General features: G+C 37.8%; 15 protein-coding genes. 13 read left to right on the forward strand and 2 right to left on the reverse strand.

Annotation, left to right across the window (positions count from 1 at the left end; translation table 11 throughout):
• On the forward strand, window positions 1-805 hold an 805-nt coding region (locus GSF09_RS11435), incomplete at its 5' end, for a T9SS type A sorting domain-containing protein (protein ID WP_159801519.1).
• 64 nt (window positions 806-869) lie between these two features.
• Here GSF09_RS11435 and GSF09_RS11440 read toward each other — a convergent pair.
• The gene (locus GSF09_RS11440; protein ID WP_159801521.1) at window positions 870-2,459 is read right to left on the reverse strand and encodes a peptide chain release factor 3; all 1,590 of its coding nucleotides are present in this window, start codon (window positions 2,457-2,459) and stop codon (window positions 870-872) included.
• A gap of 179 nt (window positions 2,460-2,638) precedes the next feature.
• Between GSF09_RS11440 and GSF09_RS11445 the strand changes: the two genes are divergently transcribed.
• From GSF09_RS11445 to GSF09_RS11500, 12 genes are all read left to right on the forward strand, one after another.
• A complete protein-coding gene (locus tag GSF09_RS11445; protein WP_159801523.1) occupies window positions 2,639-3,568 on the forward strand; it encodes a type IX secretion system membrane protein PorP/SprF in 930 nt (309 codons plus the stop codon).
• Window positions 3,569-3,576: 8 nt separating this feature from the next.
• Window positions 3,577-5,493 (forward strand): OmpA family protein, encoded by a 1,917-nt coding sequence (locus tag GSF09_RS11450; protein ID WP_159801525.1) that lies wholly within the window; start codon window positions 3,577-3,579, stop codon window positions 5,491-5,493.
• Between the two features lie 173 nt (window positions 5,494-5,666).
• Window positions 5,667-7,643 carry a peptidylprolyl isomerase gene (locus tag GSF09_RS11455; RefSeq protein WP_159801527.1) on the forward strand — a complete coding sequence of 659 codons (1,977 nt, stop codon included), beginning with the start codon at window positions 5,667-5,669 and terminating at the stop codon, window positions 7,641-7,643.
• The gene (locus tag GSF09_RS11460; protein WP_159801529.1) at window positions 7,643-8,494 is read left to right on the forward strand and encodes a peptidyl-prolyl cis-trans isomerase; all 852 of its coding nucleotides are present in this window, start codon (window positions 7,643-7,645) and stop codon (window positions 8,492-8,494) included. The genes GSF09_RS11455 and GSF09_RS11460 overlap by 1 nt, the downstream gene beginning before the upstream one ends.
• A complete protein-coding gene (locus GSF09_RS11465) occupies window positions 8,478-9,893 on the forward strand; it encodes a peptidylprolyl isomerase (protein ID WP_159801532.1) in 1,416 nt (471 codons plus the stop codon). Before GSF09_RS11460 ends, GSF09_RS11465 begins: the two co-directional genes overlap by 17 nt.
• Window positions 9,894-9,956: 63 nt before the next feature.
• Window positions 9,957-10,910 (forward strand): MoxR family ATPase, encoded by a 954-nt coding sequence (locus GSF09_RS11470; RefSeq protein ID WP_159801534.1) that lies wholly within the window; start codon window positions 9,957-9,959, stop codon window positions 10,908-10,910.
• A 131-nt stretch (window positions 10,911-11,041) separates the two neighbouring features.
• The gene (locus GSF09_RS11475; RefSeq protein WP_159801536.1) at window positions 11,042-11,425 is read left to right on the forward strand and encodes a hypothetical protein; all 384 of its coding nucleotides are present in this window, start codon (window positions 11,042-11,044) and stop codon (window positions 11,423-11,425) included.
• Between the two features lie 279 nt (window positions 11,426-11,704).
• Window positions 11,705-13,987: an aconitate hydratase gene (locus GSF09_RS11480; protein WP_159801538.1), complete on the forward strand. Its 2,283-nt coding sequence runs from the start codon at window positions 11,705-11,707 to the stop codon at window positions 13,985-13,987.
• A 136-nt stretch (window positions 13,988-14,123) separates the two neighbouring features.
• Entirely contained in the window at window positions 14,124-15,044 is a 921-nt protein-coding gene (locus tag GSF09_RS11485) for a DNA adenine methylase (RefSeq protein ID WP_159801540.1), read from the forward strand.
• Window positions 15,019-15,927 carry a type II restriction endonuclease gene (locus GSF09_RS11490; RefSeq protein ID WP_159801542.1) on the forward strand — a complete coding sequence of 303 codons (909 nt, stop codon included), beginning with the start codon at window positions 15,019-15,021 and terminating at the stop codon, window positions 15,925-15,927. Before GSF09_RS11485 ends, GSF09_RS11490 begins: the two co-directional genes overlap by 26 nt.
• Entirely contained in the window at window positions 15,917-16,183 is a 267-nt protein-coding gene (locus GSF09_RS11495; protein WP_159801544.1) for a hypothetical protein, read from the forward strand. The genes GSF09_RS11490 and GSF09_RS11495 overlap by 11 nt, the downstream gene beginning before the upstream one ends.
• On the forward strand, window positions 16,183-17,061 hold the full coding sequence (locus tag GSF09_RS11500; RefSeq protein WP_159801546.1) for a site-specific DNA-methyltransferase: 879 nt from the start codon (window positions 16,183-16,185) through the stop codon (window positions 17,059-17,061). The genes GSF09_RS11495 and GSF09_RS11500 overlap by 1 nt, the downstream gene beginning before the upstream one ends.
• A gap of 58 nt (window positions 17,062-17,119) precedes the next feature.
• Here the strand turns inward: GSF09_RS11500 and GSF09_RS11505 are convergent, their stop codons facing one another.
• Window positions 17,120-18,565 (reverse strand): glyceraldehyde-3-phosphate dehydrogenase, encoded by a 1,446-nt coding sequence (locus GSF09_RS11505; RefSeq protein WP_159801548.1) that lies wholly within the window; start codon window positions 18,563-18,565, stop codon window positions 17,120-17,122.
• Window positions 18,566-18,749: the final 184 nt, after the last annotated feature.

An 18,749-nucleotide genomic window follows, 5' to 3' on the forward strand; every position in this document is an offset into this window, starting at 1 on the left:
CACAGAGGCATTAGCGGATGATACGGTACTTACCACAGGTACATATTATGTAGCACAGATAGTTGGAACTTGTGAAAGTCCAAGAGCTGCCGTTGAGGTAACTGTAAATGAACTGCCTGTTGCTCCGGTAGCTGCTGCACAGGTATTTTGCGGTAATGGTACGGTAGGTGAACTGGAGGCCGATATTGAAGATGTACTTTGGTATGCCGACGAAACCAGCACAGAGGCATTAGCGGATGATACGGTACTTACCACAGGTACGTATTATGTAGCACAGCTAGTTGGGACTTGTGAAAGCACAAGAGCTGCCGTTGAGGTAACCGTAAACGCTGTGCCGGACGCTCCTACAGGTAGCGAAACGCAACAGTTTACGGCAGGAGAAACCCTTGCTGACCTTGAAGTAGCAGGAACTAATGTTGCTTGGTATGAAGACGAAGCGCTTACAATAATGCTTGCTGATACAACACCTCTTGTTGACCAGGCTACATACTATGCAGCACAGGTTGAGGGAGAGTGTATAAGTGATTTCCTTGCTGTTACGGTAAGTGAAATTATGGCAACTGATGTTTTTACATTATCACAACTGCAATTTTATCCCAATCCTGTGAAGAATGAACTTAATCTTTCTTTTGCAGGTGAAATAAATACCGTTTCAGTATTTAATATGCTTGGGCAGGTTGTTGCCGATAAGCAGGTAAACGCTACAGATTGTAAAGTTGATTTATCGCACCTGCAGGCAGGCACTTACCTTTTAAGGGTTACATCAGGTAAAGGTGAAAGAACAATAAAAATCGTAAAGGATTAATTTAATTTACATATTCAAAAAAAGAAGCCTCCCTAATGGGAGGCTTTTTAATATAGTGAAAATACTAATCAAATTCAGAAGTGTAATAAAGCTTTACACTTGGGTATTTTTGCTCTGTCATTTGTATGGAAAAGGCTGAGTCTGCCAAAAATACCAGTTGGCCGTATTTGTCTTTCGCAAGAAACTTCTGCTTAATCCTCCTGAATTCTGAAAATTCCTCATTTTTAGGGTCATCAGGCTTTACCCAGCAGGCTTTATAGGCAGGAAAATTTTCATACGAGCATTTTGCCCCATATTCATGCTCCAGCCTGTATTGTATTACCTCATATTGCAGTGCGCCAACTGTACCAATTACCTTACGGTTATTCATTTCAAGCGTAAATAACTGCGCCACGCCCTCGTCCATAAGCTGGTCAATACCCTTTTCAAGCTGCTTGGCCTTCATTGGGTCAGCATTATTTATGTAACGGAAATGCTCAGGCGAAAAACTCGGTATCCCTTTAAAGCTCATAGTTTCACCTTCGGTAAGGGTATCACCTATTTTAAAATTCCCTGTATCGTGAAGCCCAACAATATCGCCGGGATAAGATACATCCACAATTTCTTTCTTCTCTGCAAAAAAAGCATTCGGGCTGGAAAACTTCAGGTTTTTGCCCAGGCGCACGTGCAGGTAAGGTTTGTTTCTTTCAAATTTACCCGACACTATTTTGACAAAAGCAAGCCTGTCGCGGTGCTTGGGATCCATGTTGGCATGTATCTTGAATACAAAACCTGAAAATTTATTTTCGTCAGGTTGTACTGTACGTGTGTCCGAGTCTTTTGGCCTTGGGGTAGGGGCAATTTCAATAAAACAGTCCAAAAGCTCACGCACCCCAAAATTGTTCAATGCTGAGCCGAAAAACACCGGCTGCAATTTTCCTTCAAGGTACTCCTGCCTGTTAAATGCCGGATACACCTCGCTTATAAGCTCCAGTTCCTCACGAAGCTTTTCAGCAGGCTTTACACCGATTATTTTTTCAAGCTCCGGCGATGCTATATCATCAAAAGCTATGGTTTCCTCAATATTTTTTCGGCTGTCGCCACTAAACAGATTTATATTCTTTTCCCAGATATTGTAAATACCCTGAAAATCATAACCCATTCCTATAGGAAAGCTTAAAGGTGTTACATGCAGCCCCAGTTTTTGCTCTACCTCATCCATAAGGTCAAAAGCATCCTTACCCTCACGGTCCAGCTTGTTGATGAAAACCAGCATAGGTATATTTCGCATACGGCAAACCTCAACCAGTTTTTCGGTCTGCTCTTCAACACCCTTTGCTACGTCAATTACCACAATCACACTGTCAACCGCAGTAAGAGTGCGGAAAGTATCTTCGGCAAAATCCTTGTGACCGGGCGTGTCGAGTATGTTTATTTTTTTGTCCTTATAGTTAAAGGCAAGCACTGACGTGGCAACCGAGATACCCCTTTGCCTCTCAATCTCCATGAAGTCGCTTGTTGCCCCTTTTTTTATTTTATTGCTCTTTACGGCTCCTGCTTCCTGTATGGCACCACCAAAAAGCAAAAGCTTTTCGGTTAATGTGGTTTTACCTGCATCGGGGTGCGATATAATGCCAAACGTGCGCCTTTTTTCTATTTCCTGCTTAAAACTCATTGATTATTTGTGTTTTATTAAAAACCGTGCAAAAATAACTTTTATGATTGGATTTAGGGCAATATTAAATATATAACTTAAGCCTGAAGTGCCTGTAATTTAAAAACTAATGCATTATCATAGCTGATATTGCTGAAAATACTATTTTTACACTTACAGCAATTGAGTAAAGCAATGCCATGAAAATTTTTACCAGGATGCTGGCTGTATTGTTTCCTGTTTATATATGCCTTCCTTTAAAGGCATATACACAACAGGAACCGCAATATACCCAGTATATGTATAATACACTTACGGTAAATCCCGGCTATACCGGCACGGCAGGCAGCCCCGATGCTGTTTTGCTGCACCGCACACAGTGGGTTGGTATTGATGGTGCACCCAGGACACAGGCCTTTTCAATACACACGCCTATTTTTGGTGAAAGGATAGGAGTAGGGCTTAGTGCCGTAAATGACAGGATTGGCCCTTCTGACGAGTTTTATGTTGACGGAAACTTTTCTTATATAATTCCACTTGGATATACTTCCAAACTGGCATTTGGGTTAAAAATGGGAGCCAGGGTTTTGAGTATTGACTGGTCAAGGGGAAAATTTTACCAGGAAGGCGACCCTTTGCTTAATGATAATATAAACAGCAGGATAAGGGCAAGTTTGGGAAGTGGTATTTATTATTATACTGATAAATGTTACGCAGGATTTTCCATTCCCAATTTTATACGTTCAGAGCGGTATGATGATATTGAGGAAGCCACTGTTGCCGACAGGCTGCATTATTATATTATTGGCGGTTATGTTTTTACTATAACAGACAATATTAAATTTAAGCCTGCGGTGTTGGCAAAACTTGTATCGGGCGCACCGGTAACTGCCGATTTTTCAGCTAATTTCCTTTTGCAGGAAAAAGTTACATTGGGCGTTTCCTACCGTTGGGATGATTCGGTGAGTGCCCTAGCCGGCTTCCAGATAACAAACAGTATTTTTGCCGGCTATTCCTACGATTATTCGGTTACAGAGCTTAATAAATACAATAACGGCTCGCATGAGTTTATATTAAAATTCAGCTTACAGCCCAAAACAACGCGCATGAAATCACCACGATTTTTTTAAATGAAGCCATGAAAAAAAGTATATTCTTACTAACCTTATTATGCTGCTTTTCAGCTTTGTCACAGCAAAAGTTGAAAAAGGCAGATAAGCTTTTTAATGAATATGCCTATATGGAGGCCGCAAGGGCTTATGAAGATTATCTTGAAGAAGACAGCACACCCTCTTACCGGACAATGCAAAGGATAGCTGATACCTATTATTATTTAAATGAAGCAGAAAAAGCATTAAAGTGGTATGATAAGCTAAAGAGCAGTGAGTTTAATGAAGTACATTTTTACCGTTATATCAGCCTGCTTCGTATAGCCGGGCAGTATGCAAAAGCAGATAAACTTATGGAGGCTTACCTGCGTAAAAGTAACAGTAAATGGCTGGAAATATATAAGAAGCAAAAACTGCATGCTGACAGCCTTAATACAACTATTTCTGCTTATAGTGTATATAATATTGATGCCAATACATCCAAGGCCGATTTTGGCACAGCTTTTTATGGCGATAAAATAGTTTACTCATCTGCGGGTGACAGTATAGGGAAAAAGCTATACTCATGGAATGGGCAGCCTTTCCTTGAAATGTTTATAGCTGACAGGGATACAGCAAATGGCAATTTATATAATAAAAGCCGTTTTATGCCCAAGGCACAAACTAAATTCCATAATGCCACGCTTACATTTTCGACTGACCTTTCAACCGTATATTTTACTGCAAACAGGGTAAAGCGCTATGGTGGCAGGGACGATGCTGCCAACGGGACTAATAATATAGAAATAGTTAAGGGGGTTATTAAAAATGATGGGTTTACAGAGATGCCGAGGCTTCCTTTTAATGAAATAAACTCTTCCAACGGGCACCCTGCCTTATCAGCCGATGGCAGGTGGCTTTATTTTACCTCTGATAGGCCAGGCGGGTATGGTGAAACTGATATATACAAAGTGGAGATAACAGGCGATAATACCTATGGCAAGCCCATTAACCTCGGCTCTGAAATCAATACGCCCGGTAAAGAAATGTTCCCTTTTATAATGGGTAATACACTATATTTTTCGTCAAACGGCCATTATGGATATGGCGGGCTTGATGTTTTTGAAAGCAGTATAGAGGAGAATAATAACTTTTCCATACCTCAAAACTTAGGAAAGCCGATAAACAGTAGTAAAGATGATTTTTCCTTTATTATTAACCATGAAAAGACATTCGGCTACTTTTCCTCTAACAGAGATGGCGGAAAAGGGGATGATGATATTTATTATTTTACCAAACAACCGGAAAAATGCAATTATACTATTACGGGCACTGTCAGGTATAAGAAAACAAAACTCCCTGTAGTAGGTGTAACTATTACCGTTAAGGATACTATCGGTAGTGAAATTGCCACTGCATTGACCCTGCCTGACGGCACTTATAAAATAACACTTGACTGCAGCCAGGATATCTCTGTTGCCGCAGCTAAACAGGGGCACACTAGGCAACAGCAGGAAATTATTATCCCAAATAATAGCGGTGAAACAAAAGATGTTGATTTCTGGCTTGACAGTTATAATGATTTGGTGGTTCGGGAAAATGGCATAGAGAATGTTGCCATTAATCCTATTTATTTTGAATTTGATAAATACAATATAAATGAGCAGGCTGCTGCAGAACTTAACAAGGTGGTTTATGTGCTTGAAAACTTTCCTGATGTTGTTATAAAAATAGAATCGCATACGGATTCAAGGGGGAATGATGATTATAACCGCACACTTTCAGAGAACCGCGCACAGGCTACCTATAATTATATACTTTCAAAAGATATTAATTCACAACGTATTGAAAGCGTTAAGGGTTATGGGGAAAGCAGGCTTATAAATAATTGTGGAAACGGGGCAGATTGTACTGAAGAGGAGCATCTTAAAAACAGGAGGTCTGAATTTATAATTGTGCGTAAATAGCTTTATAAACACCCTGAAATAGAGTAACTATACGTTTTTAAAACATAATAAGGGTAATTTATTGTTTAGTGTTGCTGAATTACTATTTTTGTTGATTGCAAAAAAGCAGGGTATAATTTTTGTGTAATACCTGCGTTTAGTAAACAACATTAAGTATTACAAACTATAAAATAATGAAACTCAAAAAAGTTCTTTTAGGTTTATCCTTGTTCATTACGGCGGTTTCTTTTTCACAAAACAGTACAAAAAAAGAAGTATTATTCACTATTGACGGTAAGCCGTATTATACAGATGAATTTATAAGGGTATATAATAAAAACCTTGACCTTGTAAAAGACGACTCGCAAAAAGACCTTGATAACTACCTTGATTTATTTATAGGATATAAGCTAAAGGTTAATAAAGCCAACAAGCTGGGGCTTCAGGAAGGCAAAAAATACCAGGCTGAATTAAAGTCATACCGCACGCAGCTTGCCAAGAACTACCTTACCGATACTAAAGTTACCCAAGGGCTTATTGATGAGGCATACAGTCGCTCGCTTAAGGAAATAAAAGCATCCCATATTTTATTTATTGTTGATGAAAACGCTTCGCCGGCAGATACTCTTAAAGCCTATAATAAGGCCATGGAGGTGCGTAAAAAAGCATTAGCCGGAGAAGATTTTGGCAAATTGGCAGCCCAGTATTCAGAAGATCCTTCCGCAAAGGAAAATAATGGCGATTTAGGCTATTTTTCAACGTTCAGGATGGTTTATCCTTTTGAAACAGGCGCATACAATACGCCGAAAGGGCAGGTTTCCAAACCTGTAAAGTCGCGTTTTGGCTACCACCTTATAAAAGTAAATGATATAAGGGATAACAGGGGCGATATTACCGTAGCCCACATAATGATAGTAAAACCTAAAAGCGAAAAAGAAGAAGAGAACGCAAAAGCAAAATCTACTATTGAGGATATTTACAGGAAGCTGCAGCAGGGCGAAGATTTTGCAAGCCTTGCCAAACAGTTCTCTGATGATAAATCAACTTCGGGAAATGGAGGTCTTCTCAATACTTTCAGTTCGGGAGAGCTTACATCTGTTGAGTTTGAAGATGAGGCTTTTGCACTCAACCAGCCGGGGGATTACTCAAAACCTTTTGAAACACAATTTGGCTGGCATATTGTAAAGCTGGTTAAAAAGGAGCCGGTTAAACCTTTTGCAGATGTAAAGGATGAAATTGAAAACAGGATAAGGCGGGATGAGCGCTCAAGGCTTATTGCTGAATCAATGACAGATAAGCTAAAAAAGAAATATACTGTAACTAAAAATGCTAAAGCTTTTGCGGCGGCTGCAAAACAGTTTAATGATAAGCTATATGCACAAACATGGGAGCTTCCGGTAAACGAAGCCCTAATGAACCAGGTTGTCCTGACTATCAACAACGATAAAAAACTAACGGTTAAAGATTTTCTGTCTTATGTAAACAGCCAGCAAAGGGCAGGTTTTACAGTTAAGCCCTTAAGCAGGCTTGCTGACGTGCTATTTGAGCGTTTTACTTATGAACAGCTTAATGTGTATTATAATGAAAACCTTGAAAACGAATTCCCTGAATTTGCTGCAGTAATGGAGGAATACCGTGACGGATTATTGCTTTTTGACCTGATGGAGAAAGAAATATGGGAAAAGGCAAAAACGGATACCATTGGGCTGAAAAACTTTTTTGAAGCAAATAAAAATAAATATCAGTGGAATGAAAGGATTAATGCCGATGTATTTTCTTCAACAAAAGAAGATGTAATTAAAAAAGCCAAGAAATATCTTAAGAAGGGTAAAGATGCTGAATATATTAAGAAAGAACTAAATGTGGATAATAAAGTCCATGTTATGGAAAAAAGCGGCGTTTTTGAAAAAGAGAGTGAGGCGTTGCCGAAGCTGGATAAATGGAAGGAAGGTATTTCGGATGTAGTTAAGGAAGGCGATTATTATTATGTGGTTAAAGTAAATGAGGTAATGCCTGCCGGGCCAAAAACCTTTGAGGAGAGTAAAGGCAGGGTTGTTAATGACTATCAGCAATATCTTGAAAGCAACTGGGTTGGCGAACTCAAAAAAGAGTTTACCATACAGGTGGACAAGGATGTTTTGGCCCATGTTAAAAAACAACTGAACCAGTAATGTTTAAAGGGGCATTGCTGCTATTGGGTGCAGCTCTACTGTTATCATGTAACAATACAGGTAATGAAACCGACACCAAAGCGGTGGCCAGGGTAAATAATTCTTATTTATATAATGAAGATCTACAAAACCTTGTGCCTGCTGGTACACCTAAAGAAGACAGTATTGCCATAGTAAAAAGCTATATTGACCATTGGGCTTCGCAAAAGCTTTTGTATGATGCTGCTGAGATTAACCTTAATAAGGAGAAACAGGAAGAGTTTAATAACCTGATACGGCAGTATAAGGTTGATTTATATACATCGGCTTATATAGAGGAAATTGTAAAGCGGAGTGTGGATACACTGGTAACAGAAGAAGAGCTGAAGGCATATTATACCGCCAATAAAGACAACTTCAGGACTACAAGCCCGCTGGTAAAATTAAAATATATACGCCTTGATAAAGATTATCCTAAATTTGCAGCAATTAAAAGTAAATTTTTAAGCGGCAGGAAGGCAGATGTAAAATCATTAAACAATATAGCCATACAGTTTAAAAGCTATGCGTTTAATGATACAACCTGGGTAGATGTTAATGAGGTGTACAGGAAGCTGCCCTTTATAACACCCGAGAATTTTGACAAGTATGTGAGCAGTGGCATATCCTATCAGTACCCTGACTCTACAAATGTTTATATTGTTAAAATAAAGAAGGTGCTGGAAAAAAACCAGGTTTCACCATTTGAACTGATAAAGCCAACACTTACGCAGCTTATAATAAATAACAGGAAGCTGGAGTTAATAAAGAAATTTGAAAAAGAGATAACGGATGATGCGATTAAAAACAGGAAATATGAAATTTATAAATAAAGGTATTGCCTTTATGGCTGCATTGTTTTTTGCCGGTACTTTAACCCTGCAGGCGCAGGAAATAATTAAAGACCAGGAATCTGCTAAAGACAGTGTTAAGCCAACTGCCAAAAAAGGCAGGATTAAAGTAGATGGTGTTGTAGCTGTAGTGGGCGATTATGTTGTTCTGGATTCTGACGTTGACATGATGTACAGGGAGTACCAGGCCCAAAACATACCTGTTAAGGACATAAGCCGCTGCCAGATGCTGGGCAAGCTGATGGAAGATAAGCTATATGCGCACCAGGCTATACAGGATAGTATTATAGTAAGTGATGCCGAGATAAATGACTACCTGGACAGGCAGATAGATAATTTTGTAGAGCGTTTGGGTTCTGTAGATAAAATGGTTGCTTATTTCAAGAAAAAAAATCTTGAGGCTTTTAAAACTGACCTCTATGAGATTATCAAAACCAATAAGCTTATAGAGCAGATGCAAAAGAAAATTGTTGATGAGGTGGAAATAACCCCCGAAGAGGTAAGACAGTTTTTTGCCAATATCAAAAAAGATGAGCTTCCGGTTTTTGGTGCAGAGATGGAAGTTGCCCAGATTGTTATAACGCCTGAAGTTTCACAGGAAGAAAAGCAAAAGGTAATTGACAAACTAAAGCAGATTAAAAAGGAAGTTCAGGATGGTGCAAGCTTTTACAGTAAGGCAGTATTATATTCTGAAGATAAGGGAACACTATCAAGGGGTGGTTTTATTAAAATGAATAGGAAGTCTATGCTGGTTAAGGAGTTTAAGGAAGCGGCTTTCAGCACGGATGAAGGACAAATATCTGAACCTTTTGAAACGGAATATGGATTTCATATTATTTACGTAGAAAAAATAAGGGGGCAGGAGCTTGATGTAAGGCATATATTAATGAAGCCAAAAGTAACGCCGGAGGCATTAAAGGCTGCAAAGGAAAAAATTGAACAGATAAGGAACAGGATAATAGCCGGTGAAATATCTTTTGAAGATGCAGCGCGTTCAGAATCTGATGAAAAGGAAACCCGTAACAGCGGAGGGCTTTTATTAAACCCGCGTACGCTGGAAACAAGGTTTGAACTTACAAAGATGGATCCAACACTTTATAATGATATAGCCGACCTTAAAGATAACGAGATTTCATTACCTATATATGAGGAAGATGCCGCATCAGGGCAGCGCTACAAAATCATGACTGTTTTAAACCGTTATGATGAGCACGTTGCCGATTATGCCAAGGATTATACTAAAATTAAAGACCTTGCTCTTAAAGAAAAGCAGCTAAAAGCTATAGGTAAATGGAGTGATGAAAAAATAAAGGAAACCTATATAAAAGTTAATGGTGAATACCGCGATTGTGAGTTTGCCAATAACTGGGTTAAAAAATAACCTGCTAAAATATTATTTATTAAGTTTGACAGCTTCATTCTTAATTAACTATAAACCTATACTATGTCAGACGTAGCAGCCATACAGAATTTAGTGCAGAAGCAAAAAATGCTTAAGCAGGAGATAGCAAAAGTTATTGTAGGCCAGGAGGAAGTAATAAACCAGATTGTACTCAGCATTTTTTCAGGTGGGCATGCCCTGCTTGTAGGAGTACCCGGTTTGGCTAAAACACTTATGGTAAATACAATTTCGCAGGCATTGGGGCTTGATTTTAAAAGAATCCAGTTTACACCCGATTTAATGCCGTCTGATATATTGGGCAGCGAGATATTGGATGAAAACCGCCAGTTTAAATTTATTAAAGGGCCTATCTTCTCTAATATTATCCTTGCGGATGAGATAAACCGTACACCGCCTAAAACACAGGCTGCACTGCTTGAAGCCATGCAGGAAAAGGCGGTAACCATAGCAGGGCACCACCATAAGCTTTCATTGCCTTATTTTGTACTGGCTACACAAAACCCCATAGAGCAGGAGGGTACTTACCCGTTACCGGAGGCCCAGCTTGACCGCTTTATGTTTGCCATAAAACTGGAATATCCCACATTTGCCGAAGAAGTGCAGGTGGTTAAAAGTACCACTACAGATACTTCGGCTACTATAACCCCGCTTTTTACTGCACAGGAAATTATAGACTTCCAGCAGTTAATACGCAGGATACCTGTTCCTGATAATGTAATTGAATATGCCGTTACGCTTGTGGGCAAAACCAGGCCGGGCAGCGGGCTCGCAAATGAATTTGTAAACACTTACCTTGATTGGGGCGCAGGGCCCAGAGCTTCGCAAAGCCTTGTCCTGGCAGCCAAGACCCATGCAGCGCTTAATGGAAAGTATTCGCCGGATATAGAAGACGTACAGGCAGTTGCCACGGGGATTTTAAGGCACCGCATTATTAAAAATTACAAAGCTGATGCTGAAGGTATCAGTGAAGAAGAAATAATAAAAAAGCTGTTTTAATTAACAGCTTTTTTATTTGCTTATTGGGTAATATATTTCTTTATTGTTATTAAATAGTTGATAAAATTATGTACTAAATAATAAATAGATTATTTTTTAGTTATATTTTTACCTTACAACTAAAAACTACAATGAGAAAATTGATTAAGCTATTGCCCGAAGTGTTTTTTATCGGGCTTGGAATTTTTTGGATAATTGATAACTATACCACATCAGGTCATATCAATTATATTGCTATTTTATTTACCTGGCTTTTATTCCTGCAATTATTTTATAAGCATAGGGTTTTGGGCCTTGTATATGGTGTTACTCTCGGATTAATCTCAGCTTACATGATCCTTGCAGTACTTTCAGATTTTTATAAGTATGAAGAAGTTACAACCGGTGCTTTAAGCTTTTTAGGCATGGCCGGAGGTATATTTATTTTTGGCTTTTTAATGGCATTTGCAATGGTATATAAATATGCCAGGGCAAAAACTATATATAATGAAAATGAACTGACGGTTACTTTTTAAGTGATAATCGGCATTAAAACAAAAAACACTGTAAATAAAGCTTTACAGTGTTTTTTGTTTTTAATAGATTTATTTATAAATCATCAATATAAATTTCATATTTTGATAATTCCTAAAAAAAACGTTTCATATCTTAAATAAATTACATTTTATTCATCAAAATAGAATGTTTCCAAATAATATTTCCATTAAACTAAAGAAACGCTAAAAATTTTTTAATTGATTTAAGAATTAGTAAATTTACAGACTTTTTAAACAAATGAACAAAAATTACTTACTATGGCTTTTGATATTGAAATGATCAAAAAGGTGTATGCCAATATGGCCGGGCGTGTGGATAAAGCACGGGAACTTGTTGGCCGTCCGCTTACACTTTCCGAAAAGATTTTATATTCACACTTATGGGAGGGCACTCCATCCCAGGCTTTTACAAGAGGGAAGGACTATGTAGATTTTGCCCCGGACAGGGTGGCCTGCCAGGATGCAACGGCTCAAATGGCACTGCTGCAGTTTATGCATGCAGGTAAAGATAAAGTTGCTGTGCCTACAACTGTGCACTGCGACCACCTTATACAGGCCAAAATTGATGCTAAAACCGATTTAAAAAGGGCAAAGGAACAAAGTAATGAAGTATTTGATTTCCTTTCTTCAATTTCAAATAAATATGGTATAGGCTTCTGGAAACCGGGAGCAGGTATTATTCACCAGGTAGTGCTTGAAAACTATGCATTTCCGGGCGGTATGATGATAGGTACTGACTCTCACACTGTTAATGCGGGCGGACTTGGTATGGTTGCCATTGGTGTGGGTGGTGCCGACGCTGTAGATGTTATGAGCGGTATGGCATGGGAACTTAAATTTCCTAAACTGATTGGGGTTAAACTTACAGGAAAGCTAAGTGGCTGGACTGCCCCTAAAGACGTTATACTTAAAGTAGCCGGCATACTTACCGTAAAAGGTGGTACGGGTGCTATTATTGAATATTTTGGTGAAGGTGCAAGGGCTATGTCATGTACAGGTAAAGGCACAATATGTAACATGGGTGCAGAGGTAGGGGCAACAACATCTACTTTCGGGTATGATGAGTCTATGGACCGTTACCTTCGTGCTACCAACAGGGCCGATGTAGCTGATGAAGCTGCTAAAATGGCTGACTACCTTACTGCTGATAAAGAGGTTTATGAAAGCCCTGAAAAATATTTTGACCAGGTTATTGAAATAAATCTTTCTGAGCTTGAGCCGCACCTTAATGGGCCTTTCACTCCCGATTTGGCTACGCCAATATCTAAAATGAGGGAAGAAGCCACTAAAAATGACTGGCCTTTAAATGTACAGGTGGGCCTTATAGGTTCTTGTACTAACTCTTCTTACGAAGATATATCACGTTCTGTATCTATTGCACAGCAGGCAGCCGATAAAAAGCTTAAGCCTAAGGCTAAGTTTACCATTACCCCTGGTTCTGAACAGGTGCGTTATACTATAGAGCGCGACGGCTTTATTGATACATTTGATAAAATAGGCGCAACTGTGTTTGCAAATGCATGCGGCCCATGTATTGGTATGTGGGACAGGGAAGGTGCTGAAAAAGAAGAGCGTAATACTATTGTACACTCGTTTAACAGGAACTTTTCCAAGCGTGCAGACGGTAACCCTAATACACTGGCATTTGTAGGTTCGCCTGAGCTTGTAACGGCACTTGCCATTGCAGGAGATTTAGGTTTTAACCCTTTAACAGACAAACTTATTAATGAAGAAGGTGAGGAAGTAATGCTGGATGAGCCGACAGGCCATGAATTGCCTCCGAAAGGTTTTGCAGTTGATGACCCAGGCTATCAGGCACCGGCTGAAGACGGTTCTAAAGTCCAGGTAAAAGTAAGCCCTGAATCAGAACGTTTACAGCTTTTAGCACCGTTTGATCCATGGAATGGCGATAATATAATGGGTGCTAAGCTGCTTATTAAAGCATTTGGTAAATGTACTACCGACCATATTTCAATGGCAGGCCCCTGGCTGCGTTTCCGCGGGCATCTTGATAATATTTCCAACAATATGCTTATTGGCGCGGTAAATGCCTTTAACATGAAAACAAACCTGGTTAAAAACCAGTTAACAGGTGAATATGATGCTGTGCCGGCAGTACAGCGTGCTTATAAAGCAGCAGGAATACCTACCGTTGTTGTGGGCGACCATAACTATGGCGAAGGTTCAAGCCGCGAGCATGCTGCTATGGAGCCAAGGCATTTGGGAGTTAAAGTTGTTATTGTAAAATCGTTTGCACGTATTCATGAAACCAACCTTAAAAAGCAGGGTATGCTTGCGCTTACATTTGCTAATGAGGCGGATTATGACAAAATACAGGAAAATGATACATTTAACTTTACCGACCTTAAAGAGTTTGCACCTGACAGGCAGATAACTATTGAGGTAGTTCATGATGACGGATCTAAAGATACTATTATAGCTAACCATAGCTACAATGAAAGCCAAATAGGTTGGTTTGTGGCAGGTTCGGCACTTAACCTTATTGCTGCTGCAAGCAGGGGCGAGGAAGTAAAAGCTTAATAATTTTTAGTTTATATAGTGGTAAAAACTCCCAATTGAAAGATTGGGAGTTTTTTTGTTAATAATATTACTCATAAAGGTTGATACTTTCAATGCAGAAAGCTATTTTTAAAGTATGTTTATTTAAAACTAATATATGACAACTAAATTGGCAAAACCCTTTTTGAAATGGGCTGGAGGGAAAACACAATTACTAAATACTATTCATGATAATTTGCCCAAAGGCTTTTTAAATCAGAAGTTTAGTTATATTGAGCCTTTTGTTGGCAGTGGAGCAGTCTTGTTTTCGGTGCTTAATAATTTTCCTAAAATTGAGAGGGCTATAATTAATGATATTAATCCAGATTTAACTAATGTATACAGAGTAATAGCATCATATCCTTCGGAGTTGATTTCTATCTTGAAAATTTTTCAGGCAGAATACCATGAGTTGTCAACAAACGATTTAAAAAAGAAGGAATATTATATTGAAAAAAGAACGCTATTTAATATTCGTTCAGAAGATAATATCATCCAAGCAGCGCTATTTATATTTTTAAATAGGAGTTGTTTCAACGGTTTATATCGTGTAAATAGAAACAATCAGTTTAATGTGCCTATTGGTAGTTACAAGAAGCCAATGATTTGTGATGAGAATAATATATTAAATGTAAGTAAAGCATTGCAAAGAGTTGAAATATTTACAGGAGATTATCAAACTATTTTGCAATATGTAGAGAGACCTGCTTTCTTTTATTTTGATCCCCCATACAAGCCGTTGAGTAATACATCTAGTTTTAACTCTTATGCTAAAGAAGAATTTGGAGATTATGAACAAATTCGATTGAGAGATTTTTGTAGAAAGCTTGATTCATTAGATCATTATTGGATGCTTAGTAATTCGGACGTTAGAAATAATGAGGTAAATGACAATTTTTTTGACGATATTTATTGTGAATTTAATATTTCTCGAGTAAGTGCCAGAAGAACCATTAACGCAAATCCAGCAAAAAGAGGCAGGCTCACAGAACTACTAATAACTAATTATAATAATGAACAAGCTTTGTCAATTGCTTAATATTCAAAATGAAGATGATTTGTTTGAAAGTATAACAAACACTTTTAAAGAAAAAATTACTCAATGGGATTATTTTGTTAATTGGAAAAAAGTTTTAGCTAATATAGCTCCTATTGAAAAAGAACTACATCTATTAAATTTTCTTATAGGTAAGGATGATATAGAAACAGAGGTTTTTAACTTAATAAAAGAATATCCAAAAATTGTTAAGACATTTCCAGTATTGATAGCTATTAGGGAGTTATCGGTTGATGTTTTAATTGATACTTCGGATTTCATATATAAAAAATATAATTTTAATTGTGAAATAACCGATGAGATCTGTATTGATCTTACGGAATTTTTTATTCATTCGGGTTTAGCAGATTTAATTAAAAGTAAGCATGTTACTAACTTTGTTGATTACGTTTTGGGTGTAGAGGTTGGTCTCGATAGTAATGGGAGGAAGAATAGAGGAGGATCGTTAATGGAGGCAATTGTAGAAAAATATGTTCAAGAAACTTGTGAAGAGATGGATATAGCCTACATACCTCAAGCAACTACATCAAAAATAAAAGATACATGGGGTATAGAAATCCAAGTTGATAAATCATCGAGACAATTAGATTTTGCTATAAATAAAAATGGTCAGCTTTATTTTATTGAGTGTAATTTTTATGGAGGTGGAGGTTCTAAACTAAAATCTACTGCGACGGAATATGTAAAAATGCATGAAACATGGAATGCTCAAAATATATTTTTTATTTGGATAACTGACGGGGCAGGTTGGAAGACTGCTTTAAAACCATTGAGGGAATATTTCGATAAAACAGATTTTTTATTAAATTTAGAAATGTTAAAAAATGGAGTTTTAAAAGAAATACCACAATATAATGGCTTGTAAAAAAGAACACTCACATACTGATACAATTGTAGAGGAATTACCTATAGACCAAGGTGGAGTAGGTAGACATAAATGTGCCTCTTGTGCATATGAAGCAGGTTACAAATATGGTTTATTGCGAGCAGAAAATATTAATTTAGAAAGCATCCTTGATAATATTGAGGAAAGCCAAAAGGGACAACGAAGACATAGAAGCCCTCACGCAGCATACTCTTTAGGATATTATCATGGTGTACTCGATAGCTACCAGTCATAATGCTCATACCTTTTTATAAATCAGATGATAAGAATTTTTATTTACTTGAAGGGGATTCAATGTCAATATTGCCAGAGTTCGAGCATAAATTTGATATGATTTTTGCAGATCCTCCTTATTTTTTATCTAATAATGGATTATCTATACAAAATGGTAAAATCGTAAGTGTTAATAAAGGAGATTGGGATAAATCACATGGATTTGATTATATTAATAATTTTAACAGAAAATGGCTTGCTCTTGTGCGAGACAAAATGAAAGAAGATGCAACTATTTGGATAAGCGGTACAATGCATAATATATTTTCAATAGGGCAAATTCTTATCGAATTAAATTTTAAAATACTTAATATAGTTACTTGGGAAAAAAATAACCCTCCTCCTAACTTTTCATGTAGATATTTTACTCACTCAACTGAACAAATAATTTGGGCTCGTAAAAATGAAAAAGTTCCACATTATTTTAATTATGAATTGATGAAGCATTTGAATGGAAATAAGCAAATGAAAGATGTATGGAAACTACCAGCAATTGCAAGATGGGAAAAGTCTTGTGGTAAACATCCAACTCAAAAGCCTTTATCTGTACTCACTAGAGTAATTTTAGCTTCTACGAAACCTAATGCTTGGATTTTAGATCCTTTTACAGGAAGTTCAACTACTGGTATTGCTGCTAATTTGTCTAATAGGAGATTTCTAGGAATTGATTTGAACGATGAGTTTCTAAAAATAAGTAAATATAGAAAAATTGAAATTGAGGATCTTAATATTGCAAATCAGTACAGAGAAAAAATAAGTGGGTTTAATTCAAAAAATGAATTGAACCTGCTCTTATTAGAAGAGCCTCAAATTAATTATTCTGCAGAGTTAATTTTATAAAAAATCCGCCTTTTCCATAAGACGGATTTAATTATAAAAAAGTTAGTTGATTTAACTATTAATAGTAAGTATATCGGCGTACTTTGGCAATGTACTTTGCAAGGCGTATAACCTGATGACTGTAGCCATACTCATTATCATACCACACATATAGAACCACATTTTTGCCATCGGCTGAAACTATAGTAGCATTGCTGTCATAAATTGACGGGGCTGAAGTACCAACTATATCAGACGATACAAGTTCGTTGCTTAAGGAATATTTAATCTGTTCTACCAGTTCACCTTCAAGCGCATAATGCTTCATAATTTCATTAATCTCGGCTATATTGGTTGCCCTTTCCACTTCAAGGTTAAGCACTACCAGCGACCCATTAGGTACCGGTACGCGTATTGCATTAGATGTCAGCTTGCCTGTTAAAGAGGGTAATGCCTTGCTTACAGCACTTCCTGCACCTGTTTCGGTAATAACCATGTTAAGTGCAGCGGCACGGCCACGGCGGTATTTTTTGTGCATGTTATCCACAAGGTTTTGGTCGTTTGTGTAGGCATGTATGGTTTCAAGATGCCCTTTTACAATGCCAAGCGTGTCCTCAACTGCCTTTAGTACCGGTGTAATTGCATTAGTGGTACAAGAAGCGGCAGAGTAAATATCTACCTCATCCGGGTCATAATCATTATGGTTAACACCATATACAATATTTGGAACACCTTTTCCGGGAGCGGTAAGCAATACTTTTTCAGCCCCTTTTGTTAAATGGCGTTTAAGGTCTTCATCTGTTTTAAAAGCACCGGTATTATCTATTACAAGCGCATTGTTTATACCATATTGGGTATAGTCAATTTCTTCGGGAGCATTGGCACTGATAATGTGAACAGTCGTGCCGTTAATTATAAGCGCATTATTTTCAGGGTCAGCAATAACAGAGCCCTGGAAATCTCCATGGATAGAATCGTAACGCAATAAAGAAGCCCTTTTTTCAAGCAGCTCAGCATTTGGTTTTTCGCGAACTACAATTGCCCTTAGCCTAAGTTGCGTGCCTTTCCCTATTTTCGACATCATCTCGCGGGCAAGGATACGGCCTATACGGCCAAAGCCATATAATACAACATCCTTAGGCTGTATGCCGCCTTTTTCTTTTGCGTTTTTAAGTTTATCATGAACAAATGCTGTTGCATCGTTGTACTTGTCATCTTCAAGGTGGTATTCATAAGTAAGTTTACCTATGTCCAGGCGGGAAGGCGGCAGGTCTAGCGTTTGTATAGCGCGGGCTATTTCCACAGTGTCAAAAACATTAATTGGCTTTTGCACAAATTCCCCTGCATATTCGTGCAGGTTTATTATGTCGCTCACGTTCCTGTCGATTAGCTGGTTCCTGAAAAGTACCAGTTCAATTGACTTATCATACCACAGGTCGCTCACAATTTTTATGAATTCAACGCCTGCTCTTCTCCTGTCTGCCTGAAAAGAGAGTTCTTTTTCGTATAAAACGTTATTGTTCATGAAGATAAAGAATTTGTTTAGTGTTGTTGTTGGTGCAAAAGTATAGATTTCAAACGTTTTCGTAAAACTTTTTTTGCTGGCGGCAGTATTTATTTTTAATACTTAGGGTTTACTGTTAAAACATAATGATTTAATATTGTTTAAATTGTAAAACATGTTTTTATCTGCATGTTAATGCTGTTTT

Origin of the sequence: Flavobacterium sp. MK4S-17, assembly GCF_009848495.1 — a bacterium.
Lineage (GTDB): Bacteria > Bacteroidota > Bacteroidia > Flavobacteriales > Flavobacteriaceae > Flavobacterium.